The organism is Mycolicibacterium celeriflavum (assembly GCF_010731795.1).
GTDB lineage: Bacteria > Actinomycetota > Actinomycetes > Mycobacteriales > Mycobacteriaceae > Mycobacterium > Mycobacterium celeriflavum.
In genome coordinates this window covers 19,012-39,607 of record NZ_AP022591.1, presented here as the reverse complement: position 1 = coordinate 39,607, position 20,596 = coordinate 19,012, and the positions used below count along the sequence as shown (strand labels likewise).

The 20,596-nt window shown below is 65.7% G+C and carries 17 protein-coding genes and 2 pseudogenes; 5 read left to right on the top strand and 14 right to left on the bottom strand.

What is annotated here, in order from left to right; translation table 11 throughout:
• Positions 1 to 3: 3 nt before the first annotated feature.
• The 12 genes from G6N18_RS00190 to G6N18_RS00135 are packed head-to-tail and all read right to left on the bottom strand — an operon-like array spanning position 4 to position 14,583.
• On the bottom strand, positions 4 to 1,692 hold the full coding sequence (locus tag G6N18_RS00190; RefSeq protein ID WP_083005960.1) for an MCE family protein: 1,689 nt from the start codon (positions 1,690 to 1,692) through the stop codon (positions 4 to 6).
• Positions 1,692 to 3,038 carry an MCE family protein gene (locus G6N18_RS00185; RefSeq protein WP_083005956.1) on the bottom strand — a complete coding sequence of 449 codons (1,347 nt, stop codon included), beginning with the start codon at positions 3,036 to 3,038 and terminating at the stop codon, positions 1,692 to 1,694. The genes G6N18_RS00190 and G6N18_RS00185 overlap by 1 nt, the downstream gene beginning before the upstream one ends.
• On the bottom strand, positions 3,035 to 4,537 hold the full coding sequence (locus G6N18_RS00180; RefSeq protein WP_083005953.1) for an MCE family protein: 1,503 nt from the start codon (positions 4,535 to 4,537) through the stop codon (positions 3,035 to 3,037). Before G6N18_RS00180 ends, G6N18_RS00185 begins: the two co-directional genes overlap by 4 nt.
• Positions 4,521 to 5,624, bottom strand: coding sequence for an MCE family protein (locus G6N18_RS00175; protein WP_083005949.1), 1,104 nt, complete (start codon positions 5,622 to 5,624; stop codon positions 4,521 to 4,523). Before G6N18_RS00175 ends, G6N18_RS00180 begins: the two co-directional genes overlap by 17 nt.
• The gene (locus tag G6N18_RS00170; protein ID WP_067224713.1) at positions 5,624 to 6,649 is read right to left on the bottom strand and encodes an MCE family protein; all 1,026 of its coding nucleotides are present in this window, start codon (positions 6,647 to 6,649) and stop codon (positions 5,624 to 5,626) included. Before G6N18_RS00170 ends, G6N18_RS00175 begins: the two co-directional genes overlap by 1 nt.
• A complete protein-coding gene (locus G6N18_RS00165; protein ID WP_083005946.1) occupies positions 6,646 to 7,842 on the bottom strand; it encodes an MCE family protein in 1,197 nt (398 codons plus the stop codon). The genes G6N18_RS00170 and G6N18_RS00165 overlap by 4 nt, the downstream gene beginning before the upstream one ends.
• 10 nt (positions 7,843 to 7,852) lie before the next feature.
• Positions 7,853 to 8,710 (bottom strand): MlaE family ABC transporter permease, encoded by an 858-nt coding sequence (locus G6N18_RS00160; protein ID WP_163689771.1) that lies wholly within the window; start codon positions 8,708 to 8,710, stop codon positions 7,853 to 7,855.
• Between the two features lie 12 nt (positions 8,711 to 8,722).
• On the bottom strand, positions 8,723 to 9,535 hold the full coding sequence (locus tag G6N18_RS00155) for an MlaE family ABC transporter permease (protein ID WP_163689769.1): 813 nt from the start codon (positions 9,533 to 9,535) through the stop codon (positions 8,723 to 8,725).
• Positions 9,522 to 10,691 (bottom strand): thiolase C-terminal domain-containing protein, encoded by a 1,170-nt coding sequence (locus G6N18_RS00150; RefSeq protein ID WP_083006894.1) that lies wholly within the window; start codon positions 10,689 to 10,691, stop codon positions 9,522 to 9,524. The genes G6N18_RS00155 and G6N18_RS00150 overlap by 14 nt, the downstream gene beginning before the upstream one ends.
• Positions 10,688 to 11,863, bottom strand: a complete 1,176-nt coding sequence (locus G6N18_RS00145; RefSeq protein ID WP_067218788.1) for an OB-fold domain-containing protein — start codon at positions 11,861 to 11,863, stop codon at positions 10,688 to 10,690. The genes G6N18_RS00150 and G6N18_RS00145 overlap by 4 nt, the downstream gene beginning before the upstream one ends.
• Before the next feature lie 19 nt (positions 11,864 to 11,882).
• On the bottom strand, positions 11,883 to 13,091 hold the full coding sequence (locus G6N18_RS00140) for a CaiB/BaiF CoA transferase family protein (RefSeq protein WP_083006891.1): 1,209 nt from the start codon (positions 13,089 to 13,091) through the stop codon (positions 11,883 to 11,885).
• A 4-nt stretch (positions 13,092 to 13,095) separates the two neighbouring features.
• Positions 13,096 to 14,583, bottom strand: a complete 1,488-nt coding sequence (locus G6N18_RS00135) for an aldehyde dehydrogenase family protein (protein WP_083006898.1) — start codon at positions 14,581 to 14,583, stop codon at positions 13,096 to 13,098.
• 276 nt (positions 14,584 to 14,859) lie between these two features.
• On the opposite strand from G6N18_RS00135, the gene G6N18_RS00130 reads away from it, so the two are divergent.
• The 5 genes and pseudogenes from G6N18_RS00130 to G6N18_RS24420 all read left to right on the top strand — a co-directional run bounded on the left by G6N18_RS00130 (position 14,860) and on the right by G6N18_RS24420 (position 18,636).
• Positions 14,860 to 15,558 (top strand): SDR family NAD(P)-dependent oxidoreductase, encoded by a 699-nt coding sequence (locus tag G6N18_RS00130; protein ID WP_083006888.1) that lies wholly within the window; start codon positions 14,860 to 14,862, stop codon positions 15,556 to 15,558.
• 40 nt (positions 15,559 to 15,598) lie between these two features.
• Positions 15,599 to 16,459 carry a mycofactocin-coupled SDR family oxidoreductase gene (locus G6N18_RS00125; protein ID WP_059101928.1) on the top strand — a complete coding sequence of 287 codons (861 nt, stop codon included), beginning with the start codon at positions 15,599 to 15,601 and terminating at the stop codon, positions 16,457 to 16,459.
• Between the two features lie 19 nt (positions 16,460 to 16,478).
• On the top strand, positions 16,479 to 16,670 hold the full coding sequence (locus tag G6N18_RS00120; RefSeq protein WP_083006886.1) for a ferredoxin: 192 nt from the start codon (positions 16,479 to 16,481) through the stop codon (positions 16,668 to 16,670).
• Positions 16,671 to 16,713: 43 nt separating this feature from the next.
• Positions 16,714 to 18,073, top strand: a pseudogene (locus tag G6N18_RS00115) (cytochrome P450).
• 124 nt (positions 18,074 to 18,197) lie between these two features.
• Positions 18,198 to 18,636, top strand: a pseudogene (locus G6N18_RS24420) (hypothetical protein).
• Positions 18,637 to 18,647: 11 nt separating this feature from the next.
• On the opposite strand, the gene G6N18_RS00105 reads toward G6N18_RS24420, so the two are convergent.
• Both G6N18_RS00105 and G6N18_RS00100 read right to left on the bottom strand, forming a co-directional pair.
• A complete protein-coding gene (locus G6N18_RS00105) occupies positions 18,648 to 19,853 on the bottom strand; it encodes a DUF1214 domain-containing protein (protein ID WP_163689767.1) in 1,206 nt (401 codons plus the stop codon).
• Between the two features lie 9 nt (positions 19,854 to 19,862).
• Positions 19,863 to 20,588, bottom strand: coding sequence for a sugar phosphate isomerase/epimerase family protein (locus G6N18_RS00100; protein WP_083006896.1), 726 nt, complete (start codon positions 20,586 to 20,588; stop codon positions 19,863 to 19,865).
• Positions 20,589 to 20,596: the final 8 nt, after the last annotated feature.

Below are 20,596 nucleotides of genomic sequence, written 5' to 3'. Positions count from 1 at the left end.
CGATCACGTCGGTAGTAGGTCCTTCCACGATTTCGGTTCGTTCGTCGCCAGATTCGTCTGCTGCTGCAGCAGGCCGTCGGGCGTCATGTACTCACCCGTTTGCGGATCGTAGTGCGCGACGGCGACCGATGGCCCGCCGGAAGCGTTGCTGCTGTGGGCGCTCGGCGCCACCGCCGTTGCCCCGCCCGACGCTGGCGCCGCTGGCGGCGGCGGAATCGGCGTCCCGTTGATGGAGTTACCGGGTGGTGGCGGCGGTGCGACCGGCGCCTGGGCTGCTGCCGGCGCGGGCGGTGCAGATGCCGCGCCGTGTACGGGTGCACCGGCGACGGGGGGCGGCGGGGGCGGCATGCCGGGCGGCGTTCCCGACGGCGCAGCACCCGGCGGCAGCGGAGTGCCCTCCACCGGTGCATAGAGCCGCTCGGAGAAGTCCACCCGGTCGTCGGGCGGGATACCTTGCGAAATGAGGTTCGGATCGATGGGATAGGCGCCCAGCGTGTGCTGACGCATGGCCAACGGCTGATATCCCTTGGGGTCATTGCAGATTTCGACGGTCGGCGCCCGCTTGCCTGGATGAGCCATGCAGGGGTAGTTTCGGGCACCGCGCACCGCGATCGGCGAATCCTGCGGCAGCTTACAGTACAGCCCGTCCGGGGTGTCGATGGAGGTCGTGTCCTCGGGCGACCGCCAGCTCGACGGCGGCAGGAAGCCGACCGTGCACGGCGGCGGGTCGTTGATGGTGAGCGCGAAGTCGCCCGTGGGCAGGCCGGTCGGGTTGTTCTGCGGAAGCCCGAACGACTGCTGCGCAGCGATGATGCCCGGGAAGATCACCAGGAGCTGCTCCAACGACGGGTTGTAGGTGAGCAGGATCTGACCCACGGTGGTGAGATTGGCCAGCAGGATCGGCAGCGTCGGCTTGACTTGGTTCAGCAGCGTCGAAACCTCCTGCGCGAAGCCGGGTCCCTGCTGCAGCAGCGTCCGGATCTCCGGATCGTTCTGCTGGAGTTGACCGGTCACGCCCGCAAGGCTTTTCGCCCAAGTGCGGATCGACTCGGCAGTCTCGGCCTGCGAATCAAGTAGTGGCCCACTGTCGTCGATCAACCCACGGGTCTGGTCGGAGACGGTGTTGGCCTCGGCACTCACCTTGGCCGCCGAGTCCAGCAGCGACTGGAAATCGGGGCCCGCCCCGTTGAACGCCTTGAACGACTCGTCGAGCAGATCGGAGATTCGGTCGCCAGGAATACTGCCGACCAGCTTGTTGATTCCCTCCAGCACCGGACCGATCTCCTGTGGAATTGTGGTGTCGGAGACCGAGATTCGCGACCCGTCCTGCAGATACGGCCCGGAGTCGATGCGCGGGCGCAGATCCACGTACTGCTCGCCGACGGCCGAAACACTGCGCACCTCGGCCTGCAGGTCCGCGGGGACCTTCGGCGACGTGTCGAGCGACAACGTCGCCTCGGCCCCGTTCTCGGTCAGCTTCACCTCCGTGACCTTGCCGATCTGCACGCCACGGTAGGTGACGTTGCCGAAGCGATAGAGGCCGCCCGCGGCGGGCAACTCCATGGTCACCGTCAGTCGACCGATGCCGAGCAGGGTCGGCACCCGCATGTAGACGAACAACATCACCGTCACACCGACGATCGAGGCAATGGTGAAGATGATCAACTGATTTCGTACAAAGCGGGTCAGCATCAGCCACCACCTCCCGGAGTCGGTTGGGGCTCAGCCGGAGCAGGTGCTGGGGGCGCTTCGGCCCCATACGGACCCGCAAAGATCTGCGCCGACGTGCTGATCGTCGCTTGCGGCAGCCAAGGCGCGGCCGGCGGCGGCGGCGCGACCGGCAGCAGCGGTCCGGTCGCCGGTGGTATCGGCGGCGCGGCCGCGGGGGCGGCCGGGGGGCCACCCTCGGGCGGCGGCGCAGAATACGGCGGCGGGGCAACCCCGAGCGACATCGGGCTGTAGGAGTAGTTCAGGTAGTACGGGTCGCCGGGCGCCGGAATGAGTTTGGCGTCCTCGTCGCCCCACCGGGTGCCGAGCAGAAGCGTCTTCTTCAGCCGCGGGTAGGTGAGGTCGAAGATGGCGTAGAGGTTGATGTAATCACCGCGGGTGATCCGGTCGGCGAAGGTCGGCCCGTAGGGGAACGCCGTGGTCCACAGGAGTGCGAGATTGAGGTCGGGTCCGATGTCGGCTAGCGCGCCGAGCACCGGACCGAGATTCTCGAGATCCTTCACCAGGGCGTCGCCGGCATCGTTGGCCAGGCCGGCGGCGGTGTCACCGAACTGGCCGAGCTTCTCCAGCGCGGTGGTCAGCTTCGGCCGTTCCTTGATCAGCACATCCAACGCCGGGGGGATCTCCTTGAGCGCGCGGTCGATCGTGTCGCGCTGATTGGCGAATGTGCCTGCGACGCGGTTGAGTTGCTGGATCGAGGCGATGATGTTGTCACGCTGACTGTCGAGCACTCCGACGAAGTTGTCCAGCCGGGTGAGCAGCTCGCGAATTTGCGGCTCCCGCCCGTTCAGCGCGGTGTTGAAGTTGTGGATGACGTCGCCGATTTGGCCGAGTCCGCCGCCGTTGACCACGGTGGCCAACGAGGACAGCGTCCGCTCGGTGGACGGATAGGTCGATGTGTCGCTCAGCGGGATCGTGGCGCCGGGCGCGAGTCGACCCTGCGGCTTTTCGCCCAGCGGCGGGTTGAGCGCGAGGTGCATCGAGCCGAGCAGGCTCGTCTGTCCCACCGTCGCCACCGCATTGGCGGGCACCGCCACGCCGGGTTTGACCGAGATCTCGACGTCGGCGTGCCAGTCGTCGACCGTCATCTTGCGGACGCTGCCGACGACCACGTCGTCTATCATCACCGGCGAGTTCGCTTCCAGCGTCGCCACATTGGCGACCTCGATGTGGTAGGTAGCGGCGTCGGGACCACGACCCACGGCGCCGGGCAGTGGCAGTGAGTTCACCCCCTGAAAGGAGCAGCCGGTCAGCATCAGCGCCAGGGCGGATCCGGCGACCGTCCATCGCTTCACATGTCCGCGGATCATGCTGGAGGCGTCCCTTCCGCAGGCAACAGGGGTGTGTTCGGCGCTACCGGTGGCGGAGCGGCCGGCGCCGCGGACGGCGGGAGCAGCATGCCTTCGATGCTCTGCGGCTGTGCGGGCACGTCGCTCACCACGTTGGGCGGACCGGGAATCGGCGCGCCGGGGAACAGTGCCGGCGACGGAGTTGCGGGCGCATCATCGTCGGTTGTGTACAGTCCTGGCGGCCCGGGAGGCTTCGGTCCCCAGCCCGGCGGCGGCGGCACATCACCCGCGCCGGTGTACGCGGACACCGTCGGCGGCGGTTCGGGCGGGTCCTCCGGCCCTGAACCGCCCGGCGCGAGCTTGGGATCCGTGTAGATGATCCGATCCGGGCTCACCGCCGGTCGCAGATACGCGTTGATCGGCAACGGGACGTTGTTGACGTTCAGCAGTCGCAGCGCCGGGCCCAGGTACTGCGCGCACAACTTCGCGGTCTCCGGCGCGGTGGTGTTGGCGACCGCGCCGACCATGCCGCAGATCATCTGCACCGGGTTGGTGAAGTTGACCAGCGAGAATGCGCCGGTCACCGAACCACCGTTCGGGTAGTAGATGTTCTGGAAGTTCGCGATCGCATTCGGCGTGATGTGCAGCACGTTCTCGAAATCCAGGCGGTGATCGACCAGGATCTGGGTGAGGTTGGCCAGCCGCTGGACCTGCTCGGTGGTCTGCTCCCGACTGCCGGCGACGAAGCGCTGCACCTCCCCGATCGCCACGGACAGGTTCGACAGCGCGGCGTCCAGAGACGACCTGCTCTCGTCGAGGACGCTGGTCAAGGTCGCCAGCCGATTCTCGAACATCACGATCTGCTGCTTGCTGTCGCGCAGCGCGGAAACGAATATCTGCAGGTTCTTGATGATGTCGACGATGTTTCCGCTGCCTTCGGCGAAAATCCGTGCGGCACCGGACAGTTGGGCCAGCGTCTGGCGGAGTTTGTCGCCGTTGCCACCCATCGCGTTGGCTGCGCTGTCGATGAACCGGGACACCGACGTGTCCGAAACTCCGGTCTGCGGACCCAATTCCGTCGACAGTCGCATCAACTGGGTCTTGACCTCGTCCCACTCCACCGGAACGGCGGTCCGGTCGCTGGGAATGACCGCGCCGTCCGGCATGGTCGGCCCATCCCCCTTGCGGTAGGCCGGGGTGAGTTGCACGTAGCGGGCCGCGACGAGGTTTTGCGCGACGATCACCGCTTTGGCGTCGGCCGGAATGGGCACGCCCCGATCGACTTTGAGGGTCATCTTCGTCTCGGTGCCCTCGGGTGTGATGGATTCGATCGTGCCGACCTGCACGCCGGACACCCGTACTTCGTCGCCCGGGTAGATCGCCGTCGCCGTGGGGAAGTATGCGGTGATGGTGATCGGCCCGAAGAACGCCTGGCGCACCAGGAACGCCGCGCCGGCGACCAGACCGATGGCCAGCAGGATCGCTGTGCTGGCCACCAGCCGCTTACGGGTTGCCATCATCGGGAAGGTCTCCTGGCTGAGGAATTCCGTTGCGGGGGAAGGGCAGTTCGGCCCGCGGGCCCGCCTGGTCCGGCGGTTGGCCGGCGTCCATGCCGCGTCGGAACCCGAACGCGTAGTCCATGAACGGCTGCAGGATCTGGCCGAACACCAGGTTGGGCACCAGCGCGTTGTAGTAGGCGCCGTTGGCCACGATCTCGCCCTGCGTGATGTAGTACTTGGCCGCGCCGGGCAACATCTTGGCGAGGTTGTCGCGGTTCTTCTCCAGCATCGCGACGACCGTGTTCAGGTGCTCCAACGCCGGCGCCAACTCTTTCTCGTTGTCGGCGACTATGCCGGTCAACTCCTGAGACACCGCCGAAGTGGCGTTGAGCAGGCTGGTGATCGCATAACGGCGCTCGTTGAGCACCGCGAGCAGATCGTTGGAATTGAGAATCAGCTCGTTGACCTGCTTGCTGCGCTCCGCGAAGATCCCGGTGACATCCCCGGCGGTCCGCAGCAGCTCGGCGAGGCTTTCGTTGCGGTTGTTGAGCGACTGGGACAATCGCGAGAGCCCGTCGAATGTCGGACCCAGTTGCGGTGCAATCTGATCGAGGCTGGCCGCCAGGGTGTCCAGTGACTGATTGAGCGTGTCGGTGTCTGTCGCGGCGGTGTTGGCGGTCAGGTCGCTAACCGCGTCGGTCAGCGAGTACGGCGACGTCGTTCGCGACGTCGGAATCGGTCGGCTCCGATCCAACGTCCCGCTACCGTCGGACTCCAGTGCCAGCACCCGCTCGCCGAGCAGCGTGCCGGTTCGGATATCCGCGGTGGTGTCGGAGCCGAGCGCGTACTTGCCGTCGATGGTGAAGCCGACCAGCGCATCGCCGTTGACGAGCTCGACCGACGAGACCGAGCCGACCTTGATACCCGACACGGTCACATCGTTACCGCTCACGAGACCGCCCGCCTCGGTGAACAGCGCCTCATACCGAAGCGAGGTCGCCCAGGTAATCAGCCGTTCGGGTTGCAGGCCGACAGTGATGACCAAAATGATCAGGACCACGCCGATGAAGCCCGCCCTCATCAGCTGTGCTCCGCGGTAATTGAGCATTACTCGTCCACGCACCTTCCCGTTTCTTGCCGGATCCACGGGAACACCACGGTGCGGCCCTCGAGATCGCTGGCCCGGAACGTGACGCCGCAGATGTAGTACGGGAAAAACGCCCCGTAGGAGCCGACGCGCGCGAGCTTGCGGTAGATCTCGGGCAGGCGCTGGATCGTCGCGTCGAGGCGTTCCAAGTCGGTGTTGACCAACGGGGCCAGTCGGGCCAGCTGATCAACGGTGTTGTTCAGCGGTGACCGTGCCCGGCCGAGCAGATCGGCGAGCGACGTCGTCCCGTTGTCCAGGGACTCGATCGCGGTACCGATCGGATCGCGGTCGGCCGAGAGGCCCTCGATGAGCCGGCTGAGCCTGTCGATAGCGCCCGAGAAGTCGTCGCCGTCTTTGGACAAGGTGTCGAGTGTGGTGCGCAGACTGTCGATCAACTGCTCGATGACCTGATTGTTGTCCGCGAGGGAGTTGGTGAACGACGACGATTTCGACAGCAACGATTCCAGGGTGCCGCCCTGACCCTGCAGGATCTGGATCAGCGAAGAGGTGAGACCGTTGACATCTTCGGGATTCAGCCCCTGGATAACGGGTTTCAGGCCGCCGAGCAGCAGGTCGAGGTCGAGTGCGGGGGCGGTGCGACTCTCCGGAATCTGAGCGCCGGCTGGCAGGATCTTCGCGGAGTCCGGGGTGTCGATGAGCTCCAGGTAGCGGTCGCCGACCAGGTTGAGATAGCGGATGGCGGCCTTGGTGCCGGTGGTCAGCTTGGTGCTGCGGTCGGCGTCGAACTTGACCAGCACCTTCCGATCAGCCTGCAGCGAAACGTCCTGCACGGTCCCGACGCGGATGCCGGCGATCCGCACGCTGTCGCCCGCCTCGAGCCGCGACGCATCGTTGAAGACGGCCGAATAGCTCTCCGTCGAACCGGTTCTCGACTCACTGAACACGACGAACAGGAAGGCGGTCAGCACCGTCATCACCAATGCGAAGATGCTGAATTTGATCAGCGTGCCCGTTGAACGCGTCATCCCGGCATCCCAATCTGCGAGGTGTTACGGGGTGGGCCGTCGAGTGGCCCGAACAGCCAGTTTTTGAGGCCCTCGGAGTTCAGCAGGATGCCGGCGTTTCCGTAGCGGTTCGGGTCGTTGCCGACGTCACCGACGATCATCGGCGGTACGAACTCCGGTGGCAGTTCCGGAAGGCCCAATTCCTGGCAGTAGTCCTTACCACCGCTCGTTGCCGCGACCTTGGGCAGGTCGCCGGGATAGCGATAGCGTTCCACGCCGAGTGTCAGGCCGGCATTGACGATGATGCCCGAGTACTGGGGCCCAGACTTCGAGAACGGGATCAGGCCACCGATGCCGCACCACAGCGACTCCCGATACCTGCTGAGCAGTTCCACGGTCGGCAGGAGCACGTGGGTCACGTCGGTGAGCGCCTGCCGGTTCCCGCCGATCACTTCGTTGCCGATGTCCGCCAAACCGATTGCGCTGACCAGGAACTCGTCGAGGTTTTGCTGCTGATCGACGATCGAGTTGCTGATCTGCGTGGTGCTCTCAATCGTCGACATCAGATCCGGCGCAGCATCGCCGTAGGCGCTGAGCGTCGGCACCGCGGCCTCGATGTCATGGGCGAGGTTCGGCAGGCTCGGTTCGATCTTCGCCAGCAACGCGTTGAAGTCGACGAGTGTCTGGCCGAACTTCTCGCCGCGGCCGTTGAACGCGCTCGCGATCGCTCCGAGCGTCTGGTTGAGCTTGGCGGGATCGATCTTGTCGAGCACCTGAACCAGTTTCTGGAAGACGGTGTTGATCTCGACCGTGACGTGCTTGCTCTGGATGACCTGCCCGGGACGCAGCGTCTGAGACGACGGATCCTGCGGTGCGTTCATCTGGACGAACTTCGCACCGAAGACGGTCGTCGACGTGATGTCGACGTCCACGTTGCCCGGAATGAGGTGCAGCGCAGAGCGATCCATCGCCAGGGTAAGCGCAGCCGTGCCGTCGGGACGTCTTTCGATCTTGTCGACCTGGCCCACCTGGACGCCGCGCATCTTGACCTTGGCCTCGGGGTTCATCACCAGCCCGGCACGATCCGAGATCACCGTCACCGGAACGGTATCGGCCCAATCGCCCCGGAACAGGCTGACGGCCAGGGCGATGATGAGGCCGATGGCCACGATCATGCCCAGGCCCGTCAGTGGGCGAACGACACTGCTCTTCATCGGCGCGACCTTATCCCGAGAGGTTGAAGTTGCCGTTGGAACCGTAGATGGACAGGGAGACCAGCAGGGTGACCGAGACGACGACGACCAGGCTGGTGCGTACCGCGTTGCCGACCGCGACGCCGACGCCGGAGGGGCCGCCGGAGGCGAAGTAGCCGAAGTAGGTGTGGATCAACAGGATGGTGATCGCCATCAGCACCGCCTGCAGGAACGACCACAACAGGTCGATCGGGTTCAAGAAGGTGTCGAAGTAGTGGTCATAGAGGCCGCCGGACTGGCCGAACAACACTACCGTGGTGAACTGCGACGCGACGAAGGACAGGATCACCGCGATCGAATACAGCGGCGTGATCGCCACCATCCCGGCCACGATGCGGGTGCTGACCAGGTATTCCACCGGCCGGATCGCCATCGATTCCAGCGCGTCGATCTCCTCGTTGATGCGCATCGCGCCCAACTGCGCGGTCACCCCAGCCCCGAACGTGGCCGCCAACCCGATCCCGGCCACCACCGGCGCAGCGATACGCACATTGATGAACGCCGCCAAAAACCCCGTCAGCGCCTCGATCCCGATATCGCCCAACGACGAATACCCCTGCACCGCCAGCGTGCCGCCGGCGGCCAACGTCAAAAACCCCACGATCGCAACGGTGCCGCCGATCATCGCCAACGTGCCCGCACCCATGGAGATCTCGGCGATCAACCGCACGATCTCCTTACGGAAATGCACCGCCGCATGCGGCACCCCGGCCAACGCCCGCAGATAAAACAACATGTGATCGCCGATGCGACCCAAAAACTCCACCGGCCGCCGCGCCCCGCGCGTCAACCGCGGATAAGTGCTACGGATCACCGCCACTGTGCCCATCGACAACCCGCCCTAGCCCGTCGTCATCTGGATACCGATCGCGGTGACGACCACGTTGATCACGAACAGGGCCATGAACGCATACACCACCGTCTCGTTGACCGCATTGCCCACCGCCTTGGCCCCACCACCGGTGATCGTCAACCCCCGAAAACACGCCACCAGACCCGCGATCAACCCGAACAACGCCGCCTTGACACACGAGATGATCACCTCGGGCACCCCGGTCAACAACGTGATCCCCGCCGCGAACGCGCCCGGGTTGACGTCCTGGATGAACACCGAAAACGTGTAACCACCAATGATCCCGATGATCACCACCAAACTGTTGAGCAACAACGCTACCAACCCCGAAGCCAACATCCGCGGCGTGACCAACCGCTGCACCGGATTGATGCCCAACACCTCCATCGCATCAATCTCCTCACGGATCGTGCGCGAACCCAGATCAGCACACATCGCCGTGGCCCCCGCACCGGCCACAATCAACACCGTCACGATCGGACCCACCTGCGTCACCGCGCCGAACGCCGCACCCGCCCCACTCAGATCAGCCGCACCCAACTCCCGCAACAAAATATTGAGCGTGAAACTGACCAACACCGTGAACGGAATCGCCACCAACAACGTCGGCGCCAACGACACCCGCGCAATGAACCAACACTGCTCCAAAAACTCCCGCCACTGAAACGGCCGCCGAAACACAAACCGCACCGCATCAGCCGACATCGCAAACAACGCACCAACCGCCTGCATCGGCCCCGCAAGGTTCCGCAACGGCGGCAACCCAGCAGACCAGCGCTCCGGCCCACTACCCTGCGCCATTGCCGTCTCCTTCCAGGATGGTCACCGCCGCGACCGCGGTTGGCCCGCCAATGTTATGGGCAAGGCCGATCCGGGCACCGTCCACCTGGTTCACGGCTTCACCGCGAAGTTGTGCGAACAGCTCGACGCATTGCGCGACACCTGTCGCGCCGGGCGGATGCCCCTTGGCCTTCAGTCCTCCGCTCGGGTTCACGGGCAACCCCCCGCCGATAGTCGTCACTTCTGCTTCGACGAGTTTGTGTCCCCCGAACCTCTCGGCGAATCCCAGATCTTCATAGCTGATCAGCTCGATGCCCGTGAAGAAATCGTGAACTTCAGCAACATGAACATCGCCAGGAACAAGACTGGCCATCTCAAAAGCCTGCTTGGCGGCCCGCACCGTCGCGGGCATCGTCGTCATGTCCGCTTTGTGTTGGTGCATCACGGAGTCCAGGCCAAGGCCGACGCCCCGAATCCACACCGGGCGGTTGGTGAATCGGTCGACGACGTCTTCCGCCGCGAGCACGAGGGCGGCCGCGCCGTCGCTCTGGGGCGCGCAGTCGTAGAGCCGAAACGGGGTGACGACGATCGGCGCTTCCATCGCCTGTTTCATCGTGATCTCGAACCGCAGCCGCGCCTTGGGGTTGTTCGCGCCGTGCCGGTGGTTCTTCACGGCAACCATGGCAAGGTGCTCAGGTGTTGCATGTGACTCGTGCAGGTAGCGGCGGACGTGCAATGCGAAGCCGGCGGGCGAGACCACGCCGAGCGGGTAGTCCCAGGCCATGTCGCGGGCCATCGCCTCCCACTCCCACAACATGTCTCGTGACGTGGTGTCGCGCAGCTTGTCGGCGCCCATCACCAGCGCGACGTCGAAGGCACCCGATGCGACGCCGAACAGGGCATTGCGAATTGCGTCGTTACCAGTGGCGCAGGAGTTTTCGACGCGAGTGACCGGCAGATCGGGCAGCCCGAGCGTATCGGCCAGAATGCCGGCCGGAAACCCGTCGGCGGTACCCATTGCGCCGAACCAGGCGGCCTGCAGGTCCGATTTCTTCAAGCCCTTGTCGACGCTGGCCGCGCATTCGGCGAACGCCATCGGCAGAAGATCCTTGAGTCCGAGCGCGAAATGTTCACCGAACGCGGTCATTCCGGCGCCCACAACCGCTACGCGCCTCATGCCGCCACCGCGTCCGGCTCGAACATGTAGCCGTAATCGGGCACTCCGGACCGCACGGCGACGCGGCGCAGCGCCAGTCGGCCGCGGGTGCCGATGTCAACCGACCCCGGCTCGGCTCCGGTCACCTTCACCAGCGCCCGCACGCCGACGCCGTCGAGCTCGACGATCACCAGTGAGTAGGGCGAGCGCAGACCGGGCACCGGGATGTGCACTGTCGTCTCGGTGTACACGGTTCCGGTGCGCGGCAACGGAATCAGCTCATAGCCGGTCGACAGCGTGCCGTTGTCGGCCAACCGGTAGCGGGGCGGGAACTCCAGCTCCTCAGAATCGGGGTGACGACCGGCTTCCCAGCGCACCTTGGCTTCGAAGGCCCGCTCATAGGCGGCCAGCGAGATCGGGATTTCCGCGTCCCCGACGACCGTTCCCTCGGGTTGGGGACGCGCCGTCGGCTCGCGCCGATGCAACTCGGCGACACCGCCGGTGACAGTGATGCCCGAGAGACTGGCCTGTTCGACGGCGACGAGGGGGCCGGTCGAATTCCGTTCGGACATCCCGGCCATCGCGAACAGGCTGGCACTCGCGCCGGTGGTAGGCAACTCGGGCGGATCACCGAGCGTCAGCTCGGCCGCCCACGCATGGTCGACGCCCGCGACCGCGGCCGGGGTGTCGAGCCATGCCGCTTCCAACGAGGCGATGAGACCTCGTTCATGCAGGAGCCGGGGGTCGCCGTAGTCGTGCACGTCGCCGGTCGACTTGCGCGTGCGCACCGGAAGGCTGCGCGCCACGCGGGCCGCGGTGCGTACCTGCAGCCCGCGCTCTGCGGTCAGGATCGCGGCCGCACCCGCCGGGTCCAGGTCGGTGCCGATGATCAATGTCCGCGGCCGCGCGGAGCTGACCGCGTCCAGCGTCGCGGGCGCACCGCCGAGCCGCTCGTCGACCTCCAGTTCCGGGTCGAGCCCGAGCCCGGCGAGCAGCACCGCCGCGTTGCTGCTGTCGAGCAACGGCAGATCGCGGCTGACCAACACCACCCGCTCGACGGCTCCGCTGGCGGTCAACGCCGCCCGGCCAGCCTCGACGGCCAGGGTGATCGCGTCCTCGTCGTCGCCGGGCACGCGGCGTTGGGGCGTACCCCAACACGGCAGGTACGTGCCGATCGACGCGACAAAGGGCATTGGAGACTCTTCCTCGAACCTAGGTGACCGCGCCGGCCGTCTTGAGCTCGATGATGCGGTCCCAATCCAACCCGAGTTCCAGCAAAATTTCGTCGGTTTGCTCGGCGAAGCTGGGCGCGGGACCGGATTGCGGAGCGGTGACATCGAACTGCACGGGGTTTGCGACCAGTTCGAGTTCGCCCGCCTGCACCATGTATTCGTTCGCCCGGATCTGCGCGTCCTCGGCGGCCTGCAGGGTGTCCTGCACCGGTGCCCACGGTCCGAGCAGCGTCGCGAACCGCTCGCTCCACTCGGCCAGCGGCCGCTTGGACATCGCCTCCTTCAGGATCTCGGCGGCCGTCTCGGTGTTCTCGGCGATCGACTCGACGGTCGCGAAGCGCGGATCGTCGGCGAGCTCGTCGAGGTCCATGTGCTTGCAGACGTCAGCCCAGAACTTGGTCGGCTGCATCATCACAAACGAGATGTAGCGGTCGTCGGCGGTCGGGTAGAGCCCGACGAGCGGGTTGATCGGCGAGCCGTGCACGCCCGGCGGGAAGGCCTCCATGCGCTGGCCGAGATGCTTGGTCAGCGCGACAGTGTGCCCGAGCGACCACAGCCCACTGCCCAGCAGCGAGACGTCGACCACCGACGGCTCGCCGGTGCGCTCGCGTTTCAGTAGCGCCGCGGCGATCCCGCCGGCCAGGTTCGTGCCGGAGATGGTGTCGCCGTAAGCCGGACCGGGAGGGCCGACCATGCCCGGCGTGCCGGGCGGCGTGATGGTGGCCGCGGTGCCGGCCCGGCACCAGAACGCGGTCATGTCGTACCCGCCCTTGACCGACTCCTCGCCGCGTGGGCCCAGCGCGCTGCCGCGGGCGTAGATGATGTCGGGTTTCACGGCGCGGATGTCGTCGACGTCGATGCCGAACTTCTGCCGATGCCCGGGCAGGAAGCTGGTCAAGAAGACGTCGGCGCGGCGGGCGAGTTCCAGCAGCACCTCTTTGCCCTCGGGCACCGACATGTCGAGCCCGATGCTGCGTTTGCCCCGGTTGGCGTGCTCGATGTTGGGGTTCGGATCGCCTTCGACGCGCAGCAGGCCGGTCTGCCGCAGCCCGCGTTGCGGGTCACCCGTCACCGCATGTTCGACCTTGACGACGTCGGCGCCCCACTCGCGCAGCACCGCGCCTGCGGATGGAACAAACCCGTACATCGCGACTTCCAAGACGCGAATGCCTTCAAGCGGTCTACTCATGTGCTCAACTCACCACCGTTGCAAAGGTCTTCGATTCCAGGAACTCTTCGAGTCCCGCGGTGCCCATCTCGCGGCCGATGCCGGACTGTTTGTATCCGCCGAACGGACTGTCGGGGCTGAAGTAGTTGCCGCCGTTGATCGAGAAGGTACCGGTGCGGATCCGGCGCGCGACCGCCAGCGCCCTGTCCTGGCTGCCGAACACCGCGCCCGACAGTCCGTAGATCGAGTTGTTCGCGATCCGCACCGCATCGTCATCGTCGTCGTAAGCGATGACGGCGAGCACGGGACCGAAGACTTCTTCCTGCGCGATCTCGCTGTCTGGATCGACGTCGGTGAGCAGCGTCGGCGTATAGAAGTAGCCGGGGTCGACCTTCTCGCCGCCGGTCACCACCGTCGCGCCGGCCGCCACGGCCCGCATGACCATGCCATCGACCTTGTCCCGCTGCTTCCCGCTGATAAGTGGCCCCATGTACGTCTGGGGATCGGCCGGGTCGCCGTAACGCACGAGGCCGAAGTTGTTCTTGACCAGCTCCACGATCTCGTCGTGGTGCGAACGCGGCACCAGCAGCCGCGACGTCAACGCGCAGCCCTGGCCGGCATGGGTCACCATGCTGAACGCACTGAACAGCGCGGCCGTGTTGAAGTCGGCGTCGTCGAGGACGATCGCGGCCGACTTGCCGCCCAGTTCAAGGAAGACCTTCTTCAGCGTCTCGCTGGCGGCCGCCATGATCCGGCGGCCGGTCGGCGTCGACCCGGTGAACGTCACCATGTCCACGTCCGGGCTGGTGGTCAGCGCTGCGCCCACGTCGGGGTCGGCCCCGCTGAGCACGTTGACGACGCCGGCGGGGATGTCGGTGTGCTCGGCGATCAGCTCACCGAGCGCCAGGGTGATCAGCGGGGTGTCGGGCGCGGACTTCAGGATCACCGTGCACCCGGCGGCCAGCGCCGGCGCCAGCTTCGCGAGCGCCAACTGGTTCGGATAGTTGTAGGCGATGATCGCCGCCACCACGCCTGCGGCTTCCTTCTCCACCCAGCGGTGGTGCTGCATGCCGCGGCTCTCGATGTTGCCGAGATCCTCCGTCAGCGGATAGCTCTTCACCAGCTCGGCGTAGTAGCGCACGATCTCGATGGGTTGGTCCAGCTGTGCGCCCTGACAAAGCGTCTCCGTGGCGCCGACTTCAGCGATCGTCAGAGCGGCGAGCTCGTCGCGGTGCTCGACCAGTGCGCGGTGGAATTGTTCGAGGCAACGGATGCGCAGTTCGGTGTTCGTCGACCAGTCGGTCCCGTCGAACGCGCGCCGCGCCGCCGCCACCGCGGCTTCGGCGTCGGCGACCGTGGCGTCGGGCGCATGCCCGAGCACCTCACCGGTGGCGGGGTTGATGGAAGGAAACGCCCGGGAGGTCTCGAGCAGCTTTCCGCCGATCAGCAGGCGCCGGTCGACGGCGGCATCGGGAGCCGCTTCGTCACCCGAGATGGTCGTCGCTTCCTGCATCATCCTCCTCAGCAGCCAATGCCAGCGTGGTTAATGGGGTTGTGGTGTGATGGAAACTTCATTCTCATCACCGGCGAATCATACATTCGCCTGGAGAGAACTCAAGGGAATGACGGGAATCGCCGCTGCCTGCGGATAACGGTGCGACAATCGGCCCTCGAACGTCTCACCAGTGCGAATCACAGCCGCATCGTGTCTTGCGGAGGTACGAGACGCGAGAGTACGGTTCTCATAATCGAAAGGACGATTCTTGATGGGCGGAGGCCAGGCGGAGTCATGAAGAACGCCGTCGTGACCGGAGGTGGTTCGGGCATCGGACAGGCCGTGGCGCACCGCTTGCGCGCCGACGGCATGCATGTTGCCGTCATCGACATCAACCCGTCGGACGAAGAGTTCGCCTTCACCGCGGACGTGACCGACCGCGCCCAGGTGGACGAGGCGCTCGACGCGGTGCGCGCCCAACTCGGGCCGGTGACGGTTCTGGTGAACGCCGCGGGCATGGAGAAGTTCAAACGTTTCACCGATCTGAGTTTCGCCGATTGGCAACGCGTGATCGACGTCAACCTCAACGGGGTGTTCCACTGCATCCAGTCGGTGCTGCCCGACATGGTCGAGGCGGGCTGGGGCCGGATCGTCAACATCTCCTCGTCGAGCACCCATTCCGGGCAGCCCTACATGTCGTCGTATGTGGCGGCCAAGTCGGCGGTCAACGGGCTGACGAAGTCGCTTGCGCTGGAGTATGGACCCAGCGGCATCACGGTCAACGCGGTGCCTCCGGGATTCATCGACACCCCGATGCTGCGCAAGTCCGAGGAGCGCGGCTACCTGGTGGTGCAGCAGAACATCGACACCACCCCGGTGCGCCGGATCGGCAGGCCCGAGGACATCGCGGCCGCATGCGCGTTCCTGGTCTCCGAGGAGGCCGGCTACATCACCGGGCAGATCTTGGGCGTCAACGGCGGCCGAAACACGTAGCGAGCTAGGCAACCGAGCTAGGCAAGGGAAAGGATCTCGAGTGGGACGCGTACAGGGAAAGGTCGCATTCGTCACCGGTGCGGCGCGTGGGCAGGGGCGTAGCCATGCGGTACGGCTGGCCGAGGAAGGCGCCGACATCATCGCGGTCGACCTCTGCGAGAACATCGACACCATCGGCTACCCGATGGCCACCCCGGAGGATCTCGAGGAGACCGCGGCCTTCATCGAGAAGACCGGTCAGCGCGTGGTCACCGCCAAGGCCGACGTGCGCGAGGCCTCGCAGCTGAAAGCCGCGCTCGAGGACGGTATCTCCCAGCTCGGCGGACTGGACATCGTCGTCGCGCAGGCCGGTGTCGCGGGGATGAAAGGCCAACCGCCGCTGCAGGCGTGGATCGACGTCATCAACACGAACCTGATCGGCACCATCAACGCGATCCAGGTGTCGCTGCTGCACCTCAAGGAGGGCGCGTCGATCATCGCGACCGGATCCACCGCGGCACTGATGGACACCCACCAGAAGAACGACCCGGGTAATGACCCCGGCGGCATGGCCTACGTGCATTCCAAGCGGGCGCTGTCGGCCTACGTGCACGATCTGGCGACCGAGCTCGCGCCGCGCGGCATCCGAGCCAATGTCGTGCATCCCACCAACTGCAACACCAACATGCTGCAGAGCGAGCCGATGTACCGCTCCTTCCGGCCCGACCTCGAGAAGCCCGAGCTCAAGGATGCCGAGCCGGTGTTCTACGTCCAGCAGGCCATGAAGGTGCCGTGGATCGAGCCGGAGGACATCAGCAATGCGGTGCTGTGGTTGGCCTCCGACGAAGCGCGCTTCGTCACCGGTGCACAGTTGCGCGTCGACGCCGGCGGTTACCTGAAGTGGTACGACTACCACAACTAGGCGGAAAGGAGTTGCGATAGTGAAGGTTTCGGTTGACGGAACACGCTGCCAGGGGCACACCCTGTGCGCGATGATCTCACCCGATTCGTTCGAACTCGACGATGTCGACGGCCATGCATCGCCGGTGAACGAAGTGGTGCCCGCCGATCAGGAGGACCTCGTGAGGGAGGCGGCGCAGTCATGTCCGGAACAGGCCATCGTCATCGAATGATGCCGGTACTGCCGGCCGCCGAGCGAGCAATAGGAGACGCGCCGTGACCATCGAGGATGTCGCGACCGACGACGACCGCAAAAAGCACAGGTACCACTTCGACCGGCACACACCGGAATACCGGCTGCAGTTCGAGAAGATCACCGAGGAGATGCAGTCCCGGTGCCCGATGGCCTGGACGGACACCTACAACGGGCACTGGGTCGCCGCCGACAGCAAGCATGTCTTCGAACTGGCCCGCTGCCCTGCAGTGTCCAATCACCACGACATCACCAATGAGACACCGTTTCAGGGCATCACGATCCCGAAGGCCAGTCGTGCCACGGTGGTTCGCGGCGGCATCCTCGAGATGGACGAGCCCGAGCACAGTGTCTACCGCGGTGCGCTCAACCCGTACCTGTCCCCCGCCGCGATCAAACGCTGGGAACCGTTCGTCGACGAGATCACCCGCGCGGCCCTCGATGAGCACATCGAATCGGGCCGCATCGACTTCGTCGAGCACCTCGCCAACGTGGTACCCGCGGTCTTCACGTTGGCGATGATGGGTATCGACCTCAAGAAGTGGAACGTCTACAGCGAGCCGACCCACGCCTCGGTGTACACCCGAACACTCCGTTGAGCGCGAGAAGATCAACGAGCAGCACCGCGAGATGGGGATCGACCTCATCAACAACATGATGGAGGTCCGCGAGAATCCGCGGCCCGGGCTGGTGAACGCGCTGATGCAGTTGCGCATCGACGGCGAACCCCCACCCGACATGGAGATCCTCGGCAACCTCGGACTCATCATCGGCGGAGGTTTCGACACCACGACCGCACTGACCGCGCACGCGTTGGAATGGCTCGGCGAGCACCCCGATCAACGGGAACGGCTCAGCCGCGAGCGGGACAGGCTGCTGCACCCGGCCACCGAGGAGTTCCTGCGCTTCTTCACCCCGGCGCCCGGCGACGGCCGGACCTTCTCCGAAGACGTCGAGGTCGAGGGCCAGCAGTTCAAGCAGTACGAGCGGCTCTGGCTGTCGTGGGCCATGGCCAACCGCGATCCGTCTGTGTTCGAGAAACCGAACGAGGTCATTCTCGATCGGAAGGGCAACCGGCACTTCAGCTTCGGCATCGGCGTGCACCGGTGCGTCGGCTCCAACGTGGCGCGCACGGTCTTCAAGTCGATGCTGACGGCTGTGTTGGACCGGATGCCCGACTACGTGTGCGACCCCGCGGGCACCGTGCACTACGACACGATCGGGGTGATCCAAGGCATGCGCAATCTGCCCGCGACCTTCACGCCGGGCAAGCCGCTCGGCCCGGGTCTCGACGAAACGTTGGAGAAGCTGCAGCGCGTCTGCGACGAACAGGAACTGGCGCGGCCGATCACCGAACGCAAGGAAGGCGCCGTCATCGCCTGATCGGCGACGATGCGCCGAGGGACGAGGCGATGAGGAGTCGGTCGATCAAACAACAGATCGGCACGTGGTATTCGCGGAGAGATGATTTGATGAGCAGCGGGGCGGGGTACTGGGAGGACCGACGTTGAAGCGCTTCAAAATCCTTGTCGTGGCGGCCGCGCTCCTCATGGCCACCGGCCTCGTCGCGCCTCCGCCGGCGCAGGCCATGATGACGCTGGGCAACTACGATCTGCTCACCAACAGGTACGACCGGGCATCGTGGGTCTGGTATATCACCACCTGCCTCCCGGACAAACCACTCGACTGCGTATATGTCCGCGCGCGTCCGCGGCTGAAGTTCTACGCGTACTACGAAGGGGCCGCAAAGCTGGTCGACGGGCGTTACACCATGACCGTCGACGTGCCCGACGGCTTGCGCTGCCCCGGCCAGGTGCTCCCCACCCGTGAGACCTACTCGTGGGACGAGGTTTCTCTCGTGGGAACCATCGAGTCCCATTACAACGTCGGCTGTTTCAACGGTCCCCGGCATGCAGTTCTGGACGTTCAAGCTGCAACGGCTGTAAGCGAGGTCTCGCTACCACCCGTAGCGCTGCCGAACACTGCGGAAGCGTTCCCACATCTGAGCGGTGCGCTGCGCCTGCGTCACCGTCGCGGTGTCCGGTGGAAGCGCGTCGGCGAGATTCGCGCGCTTGACCAGCCGCGTGGTCAATGTTGCGGGCTCGCCATCAAGCATGTGCCGGTAGGTCAGGTTCCCCCGCTCGAATCCCTGTGTGTCCAACCAGTTGTGATAGCCCGGGTCGTCGTGACAGAGGATGATTCGCACCCGGTCGTCGTCGTCGACTGCGGTGCGACTGGGCGTGTAGCTCACCGGGCGGTACAGGTAGTCCATGCTGGTGAAAAAGGCACCCATGTTGGTCAGCATCCACAGCCCGTCGTGCGCGTCGAACTCGATGATCACCGCCTCGTCGGGCTTGAGGCGCCAGTGCATGTTCACCGCGGCGCGGCCTCGCTTCGCGTCCGCGCCCGTCGACGCGATCTCGGGGAACGCGTTGGGCCGGTCGGCGTCGACTCCCCCATAGACGAAAGGGTATTCGGGCCAGTCGGCCATCATTCCGGTCAGGAAGTCGCCCGCCCAGTCGATCGCCGCCACCATGTCTGCAGGATTCGGCAGCGGTCGGGACGAATCCATGTCGACGCGCTCGATGTGCATCTGGGCCGGTCGCTCATCCCAGCGGTCGAAACCCTGGCGGATGAACAGCTTTCGCGTCCCCAGCGTGGTGGGCAGCCAGTTCCCGTCGCGCTGCGGCCCGCCGATGTAGATCTCGAAATCTCCGCCGGGTGACGTGTGCAATTGCGCGCCGGTCAGATTTGCCTCGGGCACATCGCCGAACGGTTCGTGCAATACCCGGCCCCTCGCGGCGTGGCCCTGCACGGTGATGTTGAGAAAGCTGGCCGTGCCGCGTTCGCCGGTGATGCGGTAGGTCGACCTCCCGTCGATCCATGCCTGCTGGTAGAGGAAGTCCGCACAGTCGCCGCCGAGTTTGCGTCCGGCATGGCAGAACGTGTGGATCATCGGGTATCGCGTGTCCCGGGTCTCCAGTGCGAGGTCGAAGGCCTGACCCAGATTCTGTGTCAGGAAACGGAATCCGTCGACACGATGGACGCCGGACGCCGGGTTGTGGTCCTTGAAGACCCGATCCCCCGCCGCTTTCAACCGGTCGCAGAAGGATTCCCACGCCGACTTAAGCGCCGCATCATCCGGGCCGTCTCCGAACGCCATCGCCGTCTCCTAGCCGTCGCGTTCTTCCAGCATCGCCGATACCACCGCGCAGGCGCGCCGGGAGGCCTCCAGGCGGCCCTCCCGCTCGATGCGCGGCCCGATCAGTTCGAGGTCGAAGTGATGTGGATATCCCGCCCCGAGCACCGTGGCGACGAAGCGCTCGATGGGAATGGTGCCGTCGCCGGGCACGGCGCGCGCAGGCAGGGCGCGGTCGCCGAGTACGTAGTCGCTCAACTGGATCGCCTGCGTTCGCGGTAACGCCCGCTCGAGCAGCGCCGGCAGTTCCGCCTCGGCCCAGCAGTGAAACAGGTCGATGCAGATTCCCAGCCCGGTCATCTCTGCCAGTGTGATCGTGTCGCGCAGGCTGTGGGCGATGTGGATGTCGGCGTAGAGACTGGACGCGTTCTCGATCGCCAATGCCACCCCCGCCTGCTCGGCGGCCGCCACGCAGGGCGTGACGGCATCGCGGAAACGCTCGGCGGCGTCCGCCCAATCAAGCCTGCCACGCCCGCCGGTCAGCATGTAGACCGCCCTCGCGCCGACGTCGGCCGCCCCCTCGATGACCCGCAGCAGCGAATCCCGCGTTGCGAACAGGTGACACACCGTTTCGACCGAATACCCGCTCGCGACCATCGTTGCCAGATCCGGCTCGGCCAACTGCGAGTCGATCAGGCTGAGCCGCCGGACGCCGAGCGCCCGCCAGTGCGACTCCATCTCGCGCAGCGATGCGCCCATGAACGTCA

Coding starts and splice junctions, on each gene's coding strand:
- G6N18_RS00190 (WP_083005960.1), bottom strand. CDS start 1,692: ATGCTGACCCGCTTTGTACGAAATCAGTTGATCATCTTCACCATTGCC.
- G6N18_RS00185 (WP_083005956.1), bottom strand. CDS start 3,038: ATGATCCGCGGACATGTGAAGCGATGGACGGTCGCCGGATCCGCCCTG.
- G6N18_RS00180 (WP_083005953.1), bottom strand. CDS start 4,537: ATGATGGCAACCCGTAAGCGGCTGGTGGCCAGCACAGCGATCCTGCTG.
- G6N18_RS00175 (WP_083005949.1), bottom strand. CDS start 5,624: ATGCTCAATTACCGCGGAGCACAGCTGATGAGGGCGGGCTTCATCGGC.
- G6N18_RS00170 (WP_067224713.1), bottom strand. CDS start 6,649: ATGACGCGTTCAACGGGCACGCTGATCAAATTCAGCATCTTCGCATTG.
- G6N18_RS00165 (WP_083005946.1), bottom strand. CDS start 7,842: ATGAAGAGCAGTGTCGTTCGCCCACTGACGGGCCTGGGCATGATCGTG.
- G6N18_RS00160 (WP_163689771.1), bottom strand. CDS start 8,710: ATGGGCACAGTGGCGGTGATCCGTAGCACTTATCCGCGGTTGACGCGC.
- G6N18_RS00155 (WP_163689769.1), bottom strand. CDS start 9,535: ATGGCGCAGGGTAGTGGGCCGGAGCGCTGGTCTGCTGGGTTGCCGCCG.
- G6N18_RS00150 (WP_083006894.1), bottom strand. CDS start 10,691: ATGAGGCGCGTAGCGGTTGTGGGCGCCGGAATGACCGCGTTCGGTGAA.
- G6N18_RS00145 (WP_067218788.1), bottom strand. CDS start 11,863: ATGCCCTTTGTCGCGTCGATCGGCACGTACCTGCCGTGTTGGGGTACG.
- G6N18_RS00140 (WP_083006891.1), bottom strand. CDS start 13,091: ATGAGTAGACCGCTTGAAGGCATTCGCGTCTTGGAAGTCGCGATGTAC.
- G6N18_RS00135 (WP_083006898.1), bottom strand. CDS start 14,583: ATGCAGGAAGCGACGACCATCTCGGGTGACGAAGCGGCTCCCGATGCC.
- G6N18_RS00130 (WP_083006888.1), top strand. CDS start 14,860: ATGAAGAACGCCGTCGTGACCGGAGGTGGTTCGGGCATCGGACAGGCC.
- G6N18_RS00105 (WP_163689767.1), bottom strand. CDS start 19,853: ATGGCGTTCGGAGACGGCCCGGATGATGCGGCGCTTAAGTCGGCGTGG.
- G6N18_RS00100 (WP_083006896.1), bottom strand. CDS start 20,588: ATGGGCGCATCGCTGCGCGAGATGGAGTCGCACTGGCGGGCGCTCGGC.